Origin of the sequence: Luteimonas saliphila (genome assembly GCF_016774335.1) — a bacterium.
GTDB classification, from domain to species: domain Bacteria; phylum Pseudomonadota; class Gammaproteobacteria; order Xanthomonadales; family Xanthomonadaceae; genus Luteimonas; species Luteimonas saliphila.
Map to the genome: position 1 here is coordinate 92,516 of NZ_JAETWA010000046.1, position 14,876 is coordinate 107,391.

Below are 14,876 nucleotides of genomic sequence, written 5' to 3' on the forward strand. Positions count from 1 at the left end.
TTGCCCGCGCAACCCGGGTCGCGGCTGAAGCCGCTCCTACAGATCGTCGAAGCCGTTGTCGACATTGGTCTTCTTGTAGGACGCGTTCCGCATCTCGAAGAAATCGGTCTTGGTCTCGGTGAAGTTGTCGGCGTAGGCGCGGATCCACGGCATCACGTTGTCGGTGCTGTCGGAGTACAGCCGCTCGATCCCGAGCATCCCGGCCATCTTGTTGGCGCGGTACTTCACGTAGCGGATCATCTCGTCCACGTCGATGCCGTCGATGCCGTCGAGCACCTCGCCCGACCACTGCGTCTCGAGCTCGATCGCGTGGGCGAAGGCCTGGTGCACGTAGTCCGTCAGTTCATCGGTCTGCAGCTCGGGGTTCTCGCCGACGATGGCGCGGATCACCTCGCTGATGAACTTGGTGTGCGCCAGCTCGTCGCGGTTGATGAAACTGATGATCTTGCCGGTGCCGGCCATCCGGTTCTGCCGCACCAGGTTGTAGAAATAGGCGAAGCCGGAATAGAAGTTGATGCCTTCCAGGATCGAGGACTGGATCAGCGCGCGCAGCAGGGTCTCGGCGGTCCTCTCGCGCATGAACGCATCGTACGACTCCATGATCGGCGCATTGCGCCGCAGGATGGTCGGATGCGCGCGCGCGATCTCGAACACCCGGTTCTGGTTGGCCAGGTCGGTGATCGAGGCCAGCACATAGCTGTAGCTTTCGTTGTGGATCACTTCCTGCTGGCCGATGATCGCGGCGTTGGCGTGCGCGGCCGGGTCGGTGATGTATTCGGCGACGTTGTAGATGAAGCGCGTCTGCGGCGAGTCGAGCGTGGCGAGCAGGCCGATGATCGAATCGAACGCGTTTTTCTCGCGCGCCGAGAGCTCGCCGTACTGGCGCGCGTCGGCCTTCATGTCGACCTCGTCGGGAATCCAGAAGTTGGTCGAGAGCTCCTTGTAGGCGCGGTAGAACGACGGATACGGGATGTCGTTCCAGTTGAGGATGCCGGAAGTGCGGCCGTTGATGATCCCGGTGGAGCGGTTGGGATGGCGCGGCTCGAGGATGCGGATACGTTCGAGCGGGGTGGAGGTGAGCGGGGCAATGGTGGACATGGTGTTCCTGGAAGTTCGAGGGGCGCTCATGCGCACCGCTGTGCTGTCGTAGGCGCGGCTTTAGCCGCGATGGATGCGAACGGACATGGACGGAGTCGGCTCGGGGTCGCGGCTGAAGCCGCTCCTACGGAGGAAAGATCGCTGGGGACGAGATCCCTCACTGCGTTCGGGACGACGGCCGGCGCGTCTGCGCCTGCCGTCGTCAGCTCGAACACCATTCGCACTCGGCGATGTCGATGTCGTTGGAGCGCACGTAGTAGGTGGTCTTGAGCCCTTCGCGCCAGGCGGTCAGGTGCAGGTCGAGCAGGGTGCCGGCGCGGATGGTGCTCGGCACGTAGAAGTTGAAGCTGATGGACTGGTCGACGTGGCGCTGGCGGCGTGCGTTCTGCCGCACCGAGGCGAACTGGTCGAGCTTGTAGGCGCCCTTCTCGTAGTACGGCCAGGTCTCGAGCGAAAGCCCCGGCGCGGCGACCGGCCTGCGATAGTCCTTCTTCTCCTCGTAGTAGAACGCGGAGTAGATCGGGTCGATCGAGGCGGTGGAGCCGGCGATCTGCGCGGTCGACATGTTCGGCGCGACCGCCAGCAGCCAGCCGTTGCGCACGCCGTTGACCGCCACCTGCGCCGCCAGTTCGAGCCACGCCGGCGAGTGATAGCCGCGGTCGCGGAAATAGGCGCCGGTGTGCCAGTCGCTGCCGCTGAACACGGCGTAGGTGCCCTTCTCCTTCGCCAGCGCCATGCTCGCCTGGATGGTCAGGTAGTTGATGCGCTCGTACAGCGCGTCGCTGAAATCCTCCGCCTCCGGCGAGTTCCAGTGGATGCCCTTGAGCGCCAGCAGGTGATGCCAGCCGAACGTGCCCAGGCCGATCGCGCGGTACTTCGCGTTGGTGATCGTCGCCTGCGGCACCGGCAGGTCGTTGAGGTCGATCACGTTGTCGAGCATCCGCACCTGGATCGGGATCAGTCGCTCGAGCACGTCGGTGATCAGGTCGCCCTGTCCGGTCTGCGGCAGCACCGCGCGTCCGAGGTTGACCGAGGACAGGTTGCAGACCACGAAATCGCCGGCCTGCTTGGTGGTGACGATCTGGTTGCCGGAAATGATCTCCTGCATCAGCCTTGTGGGGCTCATGTTCTGCAGGATCTCGGTGCACAGGTTCGACGAATACACCATGCCCGCGTGCTTGTTCGGGTTCTTCCGGTTCACCTCGTCGCGGTAGAACATGAAGGGATTGCCGGTCTCCAGCTGGCTGACCATGATCCGTTTGAAGATGTCGATCGCCTTGACCGTCCTGCGCGCGATGCGCTCGTCGGCCACGACTTCCTCGTAGCGGCGGCGGAACGTGCCTTCGCCCTTCTTCTCGTCGAAGCAGTCCTGCAGGTACCAGCCCTTGACCCGCTTGACCTCGTGCGGATCGAACAGGTACCAGTCGCCGCGCCGCTCCACCGCCTCCATGAACAGGTCGGGGATGCACACCGAGGTGAACACGTCGTGCGCGCGCAGGCGCTGGTCGCCGTTGTTCAGGCGCAGGTCGAGGAAGGCCTCGATGTCGCGGTGCCAGACGTCCAGGTACACCGCGACCGCGCCCTTGCGCTGGCCCAGCTGGTCGACCGAGACGGCGGTGTTGTTGAGCTGCTTGACCCACGGCACCACGCCGCCCGAGGAATTGGGCACGCCGCGGATCGACGAACCCGACGAGCGCACGTAGCCCATGTACGCGCCCACCCCGCCGCCGCCCTTGGAGACGCGGGCGATGTCGGTGTTGGAGTCGTAGATGCCCTGCAGCGAATCGTCGACGGTGTCGATGAAGCACGACGACAGCTGGCCGCCGGTCTTGCCGGCGTTCTGCAGGGTCGGCGTGGCCACGGTCATGTACAGGTTCGACAGCGCCCAGTAGGCCTCGCCCACCAGCTGCATGCGGCGCTCGCGCCCGCCCTTGCCGGGCGTGAGCTCGTCCTGCATCAGGTACAGCGCGATCGTGAGCCAGCGTTCCTGCGGCAGCTCGTAGACCGCGCGCGAGGTGTCGGTGGCCAGGTAACGCGTGGCCAGCAGGTACAGGCCGTTGTAGGCGAACAGCTTGTCGCGCTCGGGGTCGATCATGCGCCCGGCTTCCTGCAGCTCCTCCTTCGAGTACGCGCGCAGGATGTCGTTGGAATAGACGTTGCGGTCGGCCAGCGATTCCTGCAGGCCCACGTAGGAGCCGTACTTCTCCCCGGCATCGTAGAAGCGGTTGCGGCTGGCGCGCTTGTACAACCGGTGCAGGTAGATCCGCGCGGCGAACATCTCCCACTCGGGCGCGGCCACGTCGACCCGGGCCTCGGCCTCGCGGATCAGGTGGTCGACCAGGTCGTCGGCGTTCACCACGTCCTTGCGCTCGACGAAGCCGAACACGCTGCGCTTGTAGTCGACGATGTCGAGCTGCGGGAATTCGGCGTGGACGCGGTCGATGCTGCGCTCCAGTCGTGCACGTTCGTAGGGAATCCGGCGGTTGCCGGCTTCCTTGGTGATCCAGGTGGCGACGTCCTGCGTGCCGACGGGCGTGGTGGGCAGGTCGGTGGTGCGGGGCGCCGGGATGGCGTCGTCGCCCTCGGCCGCGTGCGCGGCAGCGCCGGCAACCGGCGGGGTTGCCCGGGCGGTGTTCGTCGTCGCGCCCGTGGCGACGGGTGCGCTGGCCGGCACGGCGGCCGGGGTGTCGTTGTCGTTGTTGTTCAATGCGTCCTCCACGCGTCGCGCACACGTCCGCCAGTCCCGCGCAGGCGGCGGGGCCCGGATCGACAGAATGGAAAGGCGGCGTCGCAAAAGCGCGGACTGCGCGGAAACGCGTCCCGACCCTGCGTCGCCAGCCCTCTCCCCCCGGAGATCCCGCGGCCGGCACCGCGCGGCGTGCAGGCGCGCGGCTGTCGGCAGGTCTTCGGACTCACGGGCACGGAAGCAGCGCTTCCACCTCCCCCGCCGCTTCCCGGAGCGTGGCTCCAGTGCTGGTGGCGGGTTCGTTCCCGATTACCGCTGCGGGGCAGTGCCGGAGTGGCCGCCGACCTTGCGGACGGGGCGTCACCGGCTTCCCTTTTCATCCCCGCGACCCTTGGCCGGGGGAACCGACGGCCACAACATAGTGTGGTGTCGCCGAATCGTCAACACGAAATCTTGTGGAACACCCCGTGCATCTGTTCCACAGCGCCGCGCTCCGGCCGTGCCGCCAAGCGGCGTGGCCCGTCCCGTTCCGCGCGGGCGGGAGCGGCGCCCGCGCACCGGAACCGGCCGGGCCGGGCGCGGTCGCCCTGCCGGGTCAGGCCTGGGTGGGCTTGGCCGCCAGCGGATAGCCGCTGAACGGCTTGACCGCGTCCATCAGGAACTGGGAGACGATCTTCTCCACCCCGTAGTTACCGCCGAGCAGGGCGCGCGCGATGTCCTTCCACTCGTGCACGTCGTTGACGATGACGCGCATCATGTAGTCGTAGTCGCCACTGATCCGGAAGGCCTCCACCACTTCCGGCATCTGCATGATCCGCGCGTCGAAGTCGTCGAACTCGTGCAGGACATGGCGCTTGAACGCCACCTGCGCGATCACGATCGTCGCCGAGCGGATGCGGTCGACCGCGACATGCGCGCGGTAGCCACTGATCAGTCCGCGAGTCTCCAGCGCCCGCACCCGGCTCAGGCAGGCGCTGGGCGAGAGCGCGACGCGGCCCGCCAGCGCGTGGTTGGTGATCCGCGCGTCCTGCTGCAGCACGTTGAGGATCTTCAGGTCGATGCGGTCGAGCTTGCGGGAGGCCATCGCATTGCGCCGGGACGTGGGTCGTTCCCAGTGTAGGTGCAGGCGGCCGGCACCGGCATGCGCCGTGAAGGCGCGCCGCAGATTCTGCAGATTTCGTGCGCACGGTCTGGACATCCTGCGCTTTTTGCAGCGGCATGGCGCAGGAACCTCGCGCACGATCCCGGGAAACGCTTTGTTTTCATGCGCTTGGATCGCTCGGGCCGCGCCGTGGGAGCTGTGGACGCCGCGCCGCGGATGCGCGCTAGATGAAAGAGAACCGGTCTGCCTCCGCAGCCAGCCGCGTCGATCCGCGGGCCTCGCGACCCGACTCCGCCACGTCCCAGCCAGGAGAAACCCATGCGCCAACCGTCGCCCCACCCGCTGTGCCTGCCCATCCGCATCGCGCTTTGCGGCCTGCTCGCCACCGGCACGGCATGGGCGCAGGACGCTGCGGATACCCAGGCCCCCGACGCGCAGACCCTCGACCGCGTGATCGTGACCGCCAGCAAGCGCGAGCAGTCGGTGCGCGAGGTGGCCGGTTCGGTGTCCGCGGTGACCAGCCAGCAGTTGCAGGACCTCGGCGCCCAGGGCCTGGCCGACTACATCCAGAAGACGCCCGGCGTGGTGTTCAACAGCTACCAGCCGGGCGTCTCGCACGTGGTGGTGCGCGGCATCGCGACCAGCGCCGGCAACCCGCAGGGCCAGCCGACCACCGGCTACTTCCTCAACGACGTGCCGCTGGTCGAACCGGGCTGGACGATCGCCGTCCCCGACATCGACGCCTTCGATCTCAACCGGGTCGAAGTGCTGCGCGGACCGCAGGGCTCGCTGTTCGGCTCGGCCTCGATGGGCGGGGCGGTCAACTACATCGCCAACACCGCCGACAGTGCCGGGTTCGACGCCGCGGTTGAGGCCGGAGTGTCCGCCACCCGCAACGCCGACGCCGGGTATTCGGTCAAGGGCATGGTCAACCTGCCGCTCAAGCAGGACGTGTTCGCGATCCGCGCCGTGGCCCAGTTCCGCGACGATCCCGGCTACATCGACAACCTCGGGACCGGCCGCGACGGCGCCAACGACGTGGCCGTCTCCGGTGGCCGCGTGTCGGCGGTGCTGACGCCGACCGATCGCACCACGCTGACCTGGCTGAGCCTGTTCCAGCGGATCGATGCCGACGACAACGCCTATCGCAACCCGGAGCTGGGCGACCTGGTGCGCTACACCACCACGCCCGAGTTCACCGAGACCGACGTCGCCGTGCACAGCCTGCGCCTGGACCAGGCGCTCGGCTGGGGCACCCTGACCGCGCTGGCGTCGCGCCAGGACAAGTCGCAGGACTGGCGCTTCGACCTGAGCCCCTACCTGGACTACTACAACGGCGCCGTCGGCACCGACGTGGACGGCCCGCTGTACGTCAACAGCGGCGGCGAGAGCACCGGCGACAGCTTCGAGCTGCGGCTGGCGTCGGACAGCGGCGGGCGCTTCGAGTGGCTGGTCGGCGCGATGCTGTTCGACACCGACAAGGACCTGTACGAACAGCTCGGCGCCCCCGGCATGGCGGCCGCGCTCGACGCCTCCACCGACCCGCGCTTCGGCCCCGGGACCGGCGCGGTGGTGTCGCCGGACGGTGAGGTGTTCAATGCGTTCTACAGCCGGGTGACCGGTCACGAGAAGGCGCTGTTCGGCGAGGCGTCGATCCACTTCGACCCGCGCTGGACCCTGACCCTGGGCGGGCGCCTGTTCGAGACCCGGGTGCGGGAACGCAGCACCACCGTGGGCGTCGACGTCTATCCGCTGCCCTCGCTGCAGACCGCGGACATCGAGACCGAGGAGAGCGGCTTCAACCCAAAGGTTTCTTTGAGCTACCGGCCGCACGATCGCTTCATGGTCTATGCGCTGCGCTCGGAAGGCTTCCGCTTCGGCGTGCCGAACAATTCTTCGGTGACCGTGCATCCGATCCCGGACGGTTCGCGCAGCGACGAGCTGGTCAACTACGAACTCGGCTTCCGCAGCGACCTGGCCGGCGGCCGCCTGCTGCTGGATGCGACGGTGTTCTACATCGACTGGAGCGACATCCAGCTGCGGCTGCAGACGCCCGAGCCGGTGGTCAACTACGCCGGCAACGGCGGCAAGGCCTCGAGCAAGGGCGTCGAGGTGTCGGCGCAGTGGCGGCCCTCGCGCGCGTTCGACTGGACCAGCAGCGTGACTTGGCAGCGCGCCCGGCTCGAGGAGGATGTGTTCATCCTCTGGTACGGCACCGCGCCTCGCGGTTCGCGCCTGCCCGGTTCGGCGGACTGGTCGATCGGCAACCAGCTGGCCTGGCGTTTCGAAGGCGCGCGCGCACCGACGCTGATGCTCTCGCACACCTACCTGTCCGAAGGCATCAGCGATCTCAATTCGGCGGTGCCGGGGGTGACGCCGAACGAACAGGGCGACTACCACCTGTTCGATGCGCGCTTCCGGTTGAGCTTCGGCAGTACCGACCTGACCCTGTTCGGCAGCAACCTGACCGACGAGCGCGGCGTCACCCGCGCGGCCCCGGAAGCCTACGGTCTCGGCCAGGGCATCGTGCGCCCGCGCACCTTCGGCGTCAGCCTGCACTGGCGCTACTGAGCGATGCAGCAGGAGCGACGCGTGCAGGCGCGGCCGACGCCTGCCGGCATCACCCTGGCCGAAGCCCTCGCGCTCGGGCGGCTCGATGCGCATGCACAGGCCGCCCTGGTGGCCAGGGGCGGGATCGATGCGCGTAGCCTGGTCGAGGCCGCGTGCCTGCGCGCAGAACACCTCGATCCGGCACTGCAGGCATTGAGCCATCGCGGTTTCGCTGGCGCGTGCGTGCGTGCGCAGGCACTCGATGCAGAGCCGTCGCGCCGGCCGTTCGCGGGCGTGCCCTGGCTGGCGAAGGATTCGCTGGACGTGCCGGGCATGCCTTCACGTGGCGGCTCGCGCAGTCGCGGCGATGCGCCGGCGCTGCGCGCTCCGCCTTACGTGCAGCGGCTCGATGCGCAGGGCCTGGTGGCGATCGGCAAGAGCGCGATGCCCGAGTTCGGGTTGATGCCGTCGACCGAGCCGCTGTCCGGCCCGGTGACGCGCAACCCGTGGTCGCCCGCGCATTCGCCCGGCGGCTCCAGCGGCGGCGCGGCGGCGGCGGTCGCCGCCGGCATCGTGCCCCTGGCGCATGGCAGCGACGGCGCCGGCTCGATCCGCATGCCGGCGGCCTGTTGCGGCGTCGTCGGACTCAAGCCCGGCCGTGGCGCGGTGGTGCAGGCGCGCGCGCGGCATGCGATCGAGGACCTGCTGGTATCCGACGTGCTGCTCTCGCGCAGCGTCCGCGACACCGCCTGGGCGTTCGCCGCCACCCATCCCGACGCCTCGCGTGCGCCGGTGCGCGGTGCCGACCCGCGCCGGCTGCGCATCGCCGTGGTGGCGCCGAACCTGCGCGACCAGGCGCCGCATCCGGACGTCGCCGACGCGCTGCGCCACGCCGCCGACCTGTGCGTATCGCTCGGCCACCACGTCGAGCCCGCGCGCTGGCCGTTCGACGGCGAGGCGGTCGATGCGACGCTCAAGACCCTGTGGTCGCGCCTGGCGGCCGATGCGGTCGAGCTGGCGGCCGCGGGCGGCGGCAGCGACGCCGTGCAGCGGCTCGAACCGTGGACGCGCGAGCTCGCACACTGGCACCACGCCCATTGCGGCGTCGACGCGCTGGAACGGGCCTGGGCCGGGGTGGCCGAACTACCGGGCCGCTTCGCGCGCATGCACGAGCGCTTCGATCTGGTCTTGTCGCCGGTCGTGCGCGCGCCGCCGCCTTTGCTGGGACAGCTGGCGCCGGACCGTGACTTCGACACGCTGTTCGAGGCGCTGTTCGACTGGATGTCCTACACGCCGGTCCAGAACCTCGCGGGCACGCCGGCGATCGCGCTGCCGCTGTCGCGCAATGCGCAGGGCCTGCCCGTGGGCGTGCAGTTCGCATCCGACCGCGGTCGCGAGGACGTGCTGCTGGCCTTGGCCTGGGAGCTGGAATCGACGGTGGACTGGGCGAACGCGTGGCCGCCACGGTCCGCCGGATCCGGTGCAGACTCGACGGGATGAAAACAGGCGCACGCGCAATGAACAGCCGACGCGGCTTCCTGGCAGGCAGCGCGAGTGCCATCGCCGCGCTCGCGTTGCGCCCCTGGCGCGCGCTCGCCGGCGCCGCACGCTGGCCGCTGCCGCCGCAGCCGCCGCGGATCCCGACGCGGGTCGGCCGCTTCGGCCACGCGCGCATCGACGACTATGCCTGGCTGCGACCGAAGGACTGGCTGGCCGTGCTGCGCGAGCCCTCCTCGCTCGACGCGCCGATCAGGGCCGCGGTCGAGGCCGAGAACCGCTACGCCGACGCGATGCTCGCACCCACCCAGCGCTTGCAGGATGTGCTGGCCGCGCGCATCGCCGAGCTCGAACCGCTGGACCAGGCGCGCCTGGAGGTGCGTGCCGGCGACCATTTCTACTCCACGCGCCGCGCCGAAGGCAGCGAGTACGCCGCCCACCTGCGACGCCCGGTGTCGGGCGGGCCCGAACAGGTGCTGCTCGATCCGAACCTCGAATCGGCCGGTGGCGCGTACTACGCGCTGCACTGGAGCGAACCGGTGCGCAGCCACGACGGTCGCCTGTTCGCCTGGTCGGAGGATCGCGTCGGCTCGGGCCAGTACACGATCCGCGTGCGCGAGATCGACAGCGGCCGCATGGTGACCGAGGTTGCGAGCGCCTACGGCACGTTCGCGCTGTCGCCCGACGGCCGCTGGCTGTTCTGGGTGGGCCGCGACGCGGTCGGCCGCGCCGCGAGCATCCATCGCCGCGACCTGGCGAGCGGGCGCGACGCGCTGCTCTACGAGGAGCCCGACGCGGGCTTCTTCCTGCTCATGCGCACCACCGCGTCGGGACGCTACGTGGTGATGCGCAGCTACAACGGCGCGCAGTCCGAAGTTCGGCTGGTGTCGATGGACGCGCCGGAGTCGGCGCCGGTGCTGGTCGAGGCGCGGGCGCCCGGCCTGAACTACGACGTCGACGACTGGAACGGCCGGCTGCTGGTGCTCACCGATGCCGACGGTGCGGTCGACTTCAAGTTGATGCAGGCCGACATCGCCGCCCCCGGCAAGGCGCACTGGCAGCCGCTGGTCAAGCACCAGGCCGGTCGCCTGATCACCGCGATCCACCCCTTCCGCGATGCGCTGGTGCGCGAGGAGTGGCGCGATGCGCACCATCGCCTGGTGCTGATGCGGCGTGACGGTGGCGAACGCGAGATCGCGTTCGACGAGCCGGCCTACGCGCTGCGCGTGCCGGTGGCCCAGGCCTGGGATGCCGATGCGCTGGTGTTCGGCTACCAGTCGCCGCGCCTGCCGGAGGCCGCGCGCCGGCTGTCGCTGGGCGATGGCGTGGTGGAGACCTCGGCGCACGCGACCGTCGCCGCCTACGATCCCGCGCGCTACGAGGTCCGCCGCCTGTCCGCGCGCGCCGGGGATGGCGCCGAAGTGCCGATCACCGTGCTGATGCGCAAGGGTGCCGCCCTGGATGGAAGCGCCCCGCTGCTGCTGTATGCGTACGGGTCCTATGGCGCCTCGGTCGAGGCGCGCTTCCAGCCTTCGAGCATCGCGCTCGTCGACCAGGGCTGGGTCTACGCGATCGCGCACGTACGCGGTGGCGCCGAGAAGGGCACCCACTGGTGGCGGTCGGTGCTCACACGCCGCAAGCGCACCACGTTCACCGATTTCATCGCCTGCGCCGAGCACCTCGTCGCGCAGGACTACACGGCGCCGCGGCGCATCGTGGTGCGCGGTATGTCCGCCGGCGGGCTGCTCGCCGGCGCGGTCTACGCCATGCGGCCCGGGCTGTGGGGCGGCGTGATCGCCGAGGTGCCGTTCGTCGACCCGCTCAACACCATGGAGCACTTCGACAGCCATCCGCTGGGCGTGGGCGCGATTCCGATCTGGGGCGACCCCCGCATCCCCGAAGATCACGCCGCGATGCAGGCCTGGGCGCCCTACGAACAGCTCGGGCCGGCGGCGTATCCGGCCCTGCTGGCGACCGGCAGCGTCGCCGACGAGCGCGTCGGCTTCTACGAGCCGCTGAAGTTCGCGGTCAAGGCGCGCGCGCTGACCACCGCCGCGCGGCCGATCATGGTCCGCATCGCGATGGCGTCGGGACATGCCGGCGACAGCGGCGCGAGCGCTGCCCGTGCGCAGGAAGCGCGGCTGTACGCCTTCGCGAGCTGGGCGGCGGACGACCGCTGGGGCACCGTGCCGCAGCGGCCCGGCGACGACTGAGCGCCACCGCGGTCCTGGGTGCTGGCCTGAACGCGACGGCACGCGACCCTCGCGACGTGGGGCGTCGTTCGGCGATCGCCAACGGCATCTACGGCCAGGGCCGGCAGCTCGTCGCCACGGTCACCCGGCGGCTGCGAACACGGCTGCCGGCACGGCGCTCACGTCTCGCGCTGGCCACGCATCCAGGCGGTGAGTGCGTCGTCTTCGTGCCGGGCCAGGATCTCCTCGAACGTCCCCGGGGTCTCGTCCTGGCCCAGCTTGAACGTGGCATGCGCCTGTTCGACGTGGGCGCGGAATGCGACGATCTGCTCACGCAGCAGTTCGTAGCGCGCGCCCAGGCGCGAGACCGTCCACGGGTCGGGCCGCCCGGCCTCGAGGTGCGCGGCCAGACGTTCGAGCGCGGCGTCGGTTTCGCCCGGCACGAATTGGATCCGGGCCTCGAAGCGGGCCACCGCATAGTTCCAGGTCGGGCCCCAGTCCGGCTTCGAGACCAGCCGTGGCGCGATGTAGCCCTGCGGCCCCTGGAACAGCAACAACGCGCGCGGCGCGGCCTGCAGGGCCGAGTGCAGTGGATTGCGGCGCGCAAGGTGGCCGAACAGCGACACGATGCGGCCATCGCCGCCGCATTCGGCGAGCAGCGGCAGCGGCGTCGCGGGGACGTCGACGTCGCGCGGCACGACCCACGCCAGCGGGTAGGCGTCGACCAGCGCGCGCACGTCGCCCGGGTTGCGTGGATCGTACGGCGACGTCATGGCGCCGACAGTCTCGTCTTCAGCCAGTGGGCGGCATCGTCCAGCGCGCGGCTGGCGAGGTCGGAGATCGACATCGCCTCCAGGAAGCTGTGGGTCGCGCCGGGGTACACGCGCGTCTCGGTCGCGACGCCGGCATCTTGCAGCGCGGCGGCCATGCGGTGGTTGCCGTCGGCGAGGATGTCGCATTCGGCGATCGCCAGAAACGCCGGCGGAAGTCCGCGCAGGTCGGCCAGCAGCGGCATCGCCAGGGGATCGGCGCGATCGCGGTCGCTGCGCAGGTAGTTGCCCCAGAAGCGGTGCATCTCCGCCGCTTCGAGCATGTAGGCCGGGCCGTCGTAGCGCTCCCACGACGCCGAGTGGCGGTCGGTGTACACGCCATAGTTGAGCACCATCGCCGACAGCAGCGGTTGGCCGGCTGCGCGCAGCCGCAGCTGGCTGGCGATCGCCAGGTTGGCGCCGGCCGAATCGCCTCCGATCGCGAGCCGCGAAGCGTCGATGCCGTGCGCCGCGTCATGCGCGCGCAGCCAGTCGAGCACGTCGACGGTCTCGTCGAGCGCACGCGGGAACTTCGCCTCCGGCGACAGGCTGTAGTCCACGGCGACCACCGTCACGCCGGCGCGCGCGGCATACTCGCGCATCAGCCGGTCGTGGGTGTCGATGTCGAACATCGTCCAGCCGCCGCCGTGCAGGTACACCAGGGTCGGGGAGGGCGCCGCCGGCACCGCCGGTTTCAGGATGCGGATGCGGGTGAGCAACGCGCCGACCCGGAGCTCCTCGGTGGCGGCCATGGCGGGTCCGCCGCGGCCCCACTGCTCGCGCACCTGCGCGGCGATCCGGCGGGCCTCCGGCAGCGGCAGCGAGGACAATCCGGGGAACGCGGCGTAGCCGGCGTTCATCCGCTGCAGGAACCGGCGGATCTGCGGGTCGACGTCGTCCTGCCCCGACGCGCGGTCCTGTCCGCTCGCGTTGTCCATGGCCTCTCCCTTCGAGCGCATACGGTAGCGCCGCGGCCGCGAAACCGGCTGGCCGGGACAGGCCGAAGACTCTCGTGGTCGGGCCAGATGGCACCGTACCGCCCGTGCGACCTTGCGCGACCCGCGCGATTGGAGTGTGATCGATGCGGCATCCAGGGGCACGACGCGGCAGGCGATGAAGCACAGTCAGGACTATCCGCTGAAGGCCAGGCCGATGATCGGACTCGAGGACGAGTACCCGGCCGGCTTCGTCGATCCCGGTCATTGCCATGCGCACGCGCAGTTCCTGTACGCCTGCGCCGGGGTGATGTCGGTGGTCACGCCGCGCACCAGCCTCGTGATCCCGCCGCAGCGCGCGGTCTGGCTTCCTGCCGGGATGATGCACGAGGTGTCCTGCCGCGGCGCGGTGTCCCTGCGCACGCTGTACATCGATCCCACGCACGATGCCGATCCTGACAGCTGCCGCGTGCTGGAAGTGTCCGACTTCCTGAAGGCGCTGGTGCTGGAAGTGGTGAAGTTCCCGACCGAGTACGACCTCGAAGGCCGCGAAGGCCGGATCGTCGCGCTGCTGCTTGACGAGATCCGCAGGATGCCGAACGCGCCCTACCACGTGCCGATGCCGTCCGACCTGCGGCTGGTACGCGTGTGCCAGGCGATCATCGCCAATCCGGCCGACCAGCGCGACATCGACGCATGGTCGTCGCTGATCGGCATGAGCCGCCGCACCTTCACCCGCGCGTTCAAGCAGGAACTGGGCATGGGCTTCGCCCTCTGGCGGCAGCAGGCGCGGCTGATGGAGGCGGTGTCGCTGCTCGCTGCCGGCCGGTCGATCACCTCGGTGGCCCTGGACGTGGGCTACGAGAGCCCCAGCGCGTTCACCGCGATGTTCCATCGCGCCTTCGGCGAGCCGCCCAGCGTCTACGTGTCGCGCTGAGCGGCGGCACCGGACCCGGCCGGGTGCGACGCCGGAGGAACGCCGCCACGAATCCCGCGCCTCAGCGCCGCCGCTCGCCGAAGCGTCCGGCCATCGCGCGCAGTTCCTCCGGCGTCAGGCGGCCGTCGCCGTCGGTATCGAGCGTGTCGAAATTCTTGTAGATGCGCGGCAGGCCGGCCTCGGCCTCGGCCCGGTCGATGACGCCGTCGCCGTTGCGGTCGGCCGCCTGCCAGCGTTCCAGGATCTTCTGCCGTTGTGCGTCGCTCAGCTGGCGCTGGGCGCAGGCGGACGAGGAGAGGGCGGCGAGCGCGAGGGCGGTCGCCAACAGGATGGACATGCGCATGGAAGTTTCTCTGGTTGCGTTGAAAGGAAAGAGCGTCGCGGACGGCGTGGGGCCAGCGCTCGGGGGAGGAGCACCGTCCGCGACGCGAGGAGAACTCAGCGGCCGCGGCAGGCGATGGCGTCGCCTGCGGCACTGGTGCAGGTCGCCGTGCGGACCACCACGCCGTCGCCGATGGTGGTCGTGGCGTCGTACCGGTTGCCGTTGGCGCCGGTGGCCTGGGTGCTGCGGCTGCCATCGACGTGGCCGTCGGCATCGCGCGCGATGCTGCCCGAGGTGTGGGCGCTGCCGCCGTTGCGACCGTGCACGTAGGCGCTGCCCTGGCGGCCGGCACTGCCGTCGGCATTGCGATGGAAGCTGCCGCGGCGCGCGGCTTCGCCGCCGTGGGCGCCGTACACGACACGCGCGCTGCGCCCGGCGACGTTGCGGTCGCCGTCGCCGGCGATGCCGCGACGCAGCGCGGTCACGCCCGCGTCGCCGCTGGCCACGAGTCGGCCTCGCGCGTAACCGCCGTGCCCGTCGGTGCCTGCCGCACGGGTCGCGGCGATCCGGCCGCCGTCGGCGCCGTGGGCGACGACGCGTCCGCGCACGCGTTCGGCCGACGCCCCGGGGACGATGCCGGCGATCGCGCCGAACATCGTCAGCGCGGCCAGCAGGATCGGGGTCTTGTTCATGGCGTACTCCTGTCTCGGGGGAGCGGTGCGCTGCGCACCGCGTGCCGTCATCCTCG

Annotated in this window: 11 protein-coding genes and 1 riboswitch; of the genes, 4 read left to right on the forward strand and 7 right to left on the reverse strand. The window is 70.1% G+C overall.

From position 1 onward, the window contains the following. Window positions 1–36: 36 nt before the first annotated feature. The 3 genes from JMO03_RS17380 to JMO03_RS17390 all read right to left on the reverse strand — a co-directional run bounded on the left by JMO03_RS17380 (window position 37) and on the right by JMO03_RS17390 (window position 4,868). Window positions 37–1,098 carry a ribonucleotide-diphosphate reductase subunit beta gene (locus JMO03_RS17380; RefSeq protein WP_202845013.1) on the reverse strand — a complete coding sequence of 354 codons (1,062 nt, stop codon included), beginning with the start codon at window positions 1,096–1,098 and terminating at the stop codon, window positions 37–39. 202 nt (window positions 1,099–1,300) lie between these two features. Continuing rightward, window positions 1,301–3,772: a ribonucleoside-diphosphate reductase subunit alpha gene (locus JMO03_RS17385; protein ID WP_202845233.1), complete on the reverse strand. Its 2,472-nt coding sequence runs from the start codon at window positions 3,770–3,772 to the stop codon at window positions 1,301–1,303. A gap of 206 nt (window positions 3,773–3,978) precedes the next feature. After that, window positions 3,979–4,208, reverse strand: a riboswitch (cobalamin riboswitch). A gap of 171 nt (window positions 4,209–4,379) precedes the next feature. Further along, the gene (locus tag JMO03_RS17390) at window positions 4,380–4,868 is read right to left on the reverse strand and encodes an Lrp/AsnC family transcriptional regulator (RefSeq protein WP_202845014.1); all 489 of its coding nucleotides are present in this window, start codon (window positions 4,866–4,868) and stop codon (window positions 4,380–4,382) included. A gap of 336 nt (window positions 4,869–5,204) precedes the next feature. On the opposite strand from JMO03_RS17390, the gene JMO03_RS17395 reads away from it, so the two are divergent. The 3 genes from JMO03_RS17395 to JMO03_RS17405 are packed head-to-tail and all read left to right on the forward strand — an operon-like array spanning window position 5,205 to window position 11,146. Continuing rightward, entirely contained in the window at window positions 5,205–7,457 is a 2,253-nt protein-coding gene (locus JMO03_RS17395; RefSeq protein WP_202845015.1) for a TonB-dependent receptor, read from the forward strand. A gap of 21 nt (window positions 7,458–7,478) precedes the next feature. Then, complete coding sequence (locus JMO03_RS17400; RefSeq protein WP_202845016.1) at window positions 7,479–8,936, forward strand: amidase family protein; 1,458 nt, start codon at window positions 7,479–7,481, stop codon at window positions 8,934–8,936. A gap of 17 nt (window positions 8,937–8,953) precedes the next feature. Beyond that, window positions 8,954–11,146 (forward strand): prolyl oligopeptidase family serine peptidase, encoded by a 2,193-nt coding sequence (locus JMO03_RS17405; protein ID WP_202845017.1) that lies wholly within the window; start codon window positions 8,954–8,956, stop codon window positions 11,144–11,146. A 158-nt stretch (window positions 11,147–11,304) separates the two neighbouring features. On the opposite strand, the gene JMO03_RS17410 is transcribed toward JMO03_RS17405, so the two are convergent. Both JMO03_RS17410 and JMO03_RS17415 read right to left on the reverse strand, forming a co-directional pair. Continuing rightward, a complete protein-coding gene (locus JMO03_RS17410) occupies window positions 11,305–11,898 on the reverse strand; it encodes an FMN-binding negative transcriptional regulator (RefSeq protein WP_202845018.1) in 594 nt (197 codons plus the stop codon). Continuing rightward, entirely contained in the window at window positions 11,895–12,872 is a 978-nt protein-coding gene (locus JMO03_RS17415) for an alpha/beta hydrolase (RefSeq protein ID WP_202845019.1), read from the reverse strand. Before JMO03_RS17415 ends, JMO03_RS17410 begins: the two co-directional genes overlap by 4 nt. Before the next feature lie 175 nt (window positions 12,873–13,047). Here JMO03_RS17415 and JMO03_RS17420 point away from each other — a divergent pair, with 175 nt between their 5' ends. Next, window positions 13,048–13,806 (forward strand): AraC family transcriptional regulator, encoded by a 759-nt coding sequence (locus tag JMO03_RS17420; RefSeq protein ID WP_202845020.1) that lies wholly within the window; start codon window positions 13,048–13,050, stop codon window positions 13,804–13,806. 61 nt (window positions 13,807–13,867) lie between these two features. Here the strand turns inward: JMO03_RS17420 and JMO03_RS21420 are convergent, their stop codons facing one another. Together JMO03_RS21420 and JMO03_RS17430 are read right to left on the reverse strand one after the other, a co-directional pair. Further along, window positions 13,868–14,143, reverse strand: coding sequence for an EF-hand domain-containing protein (locus JMO03_RS21420; protein WP_202845021.1), 276 nt, complete (start codon window positions 14,141–14,143; stop codon window positions 13,868–13,870). A gap of 101 nt (window positions 14,144–14,244) precedes the next feature. Next, window positions 14,245–14,820: a hypothetical protein gene (locus JMO03_RS17430; RefSeq protein WP_202845022.1), complete on the reverse strand. Its 576-nt coding sequence runs from the start codon at window positions 14,818–14,820 to the stop codon at window positions 14,245–14,247. Window positions 14,821–14,876: the final 56 nt, after the last annotated feature.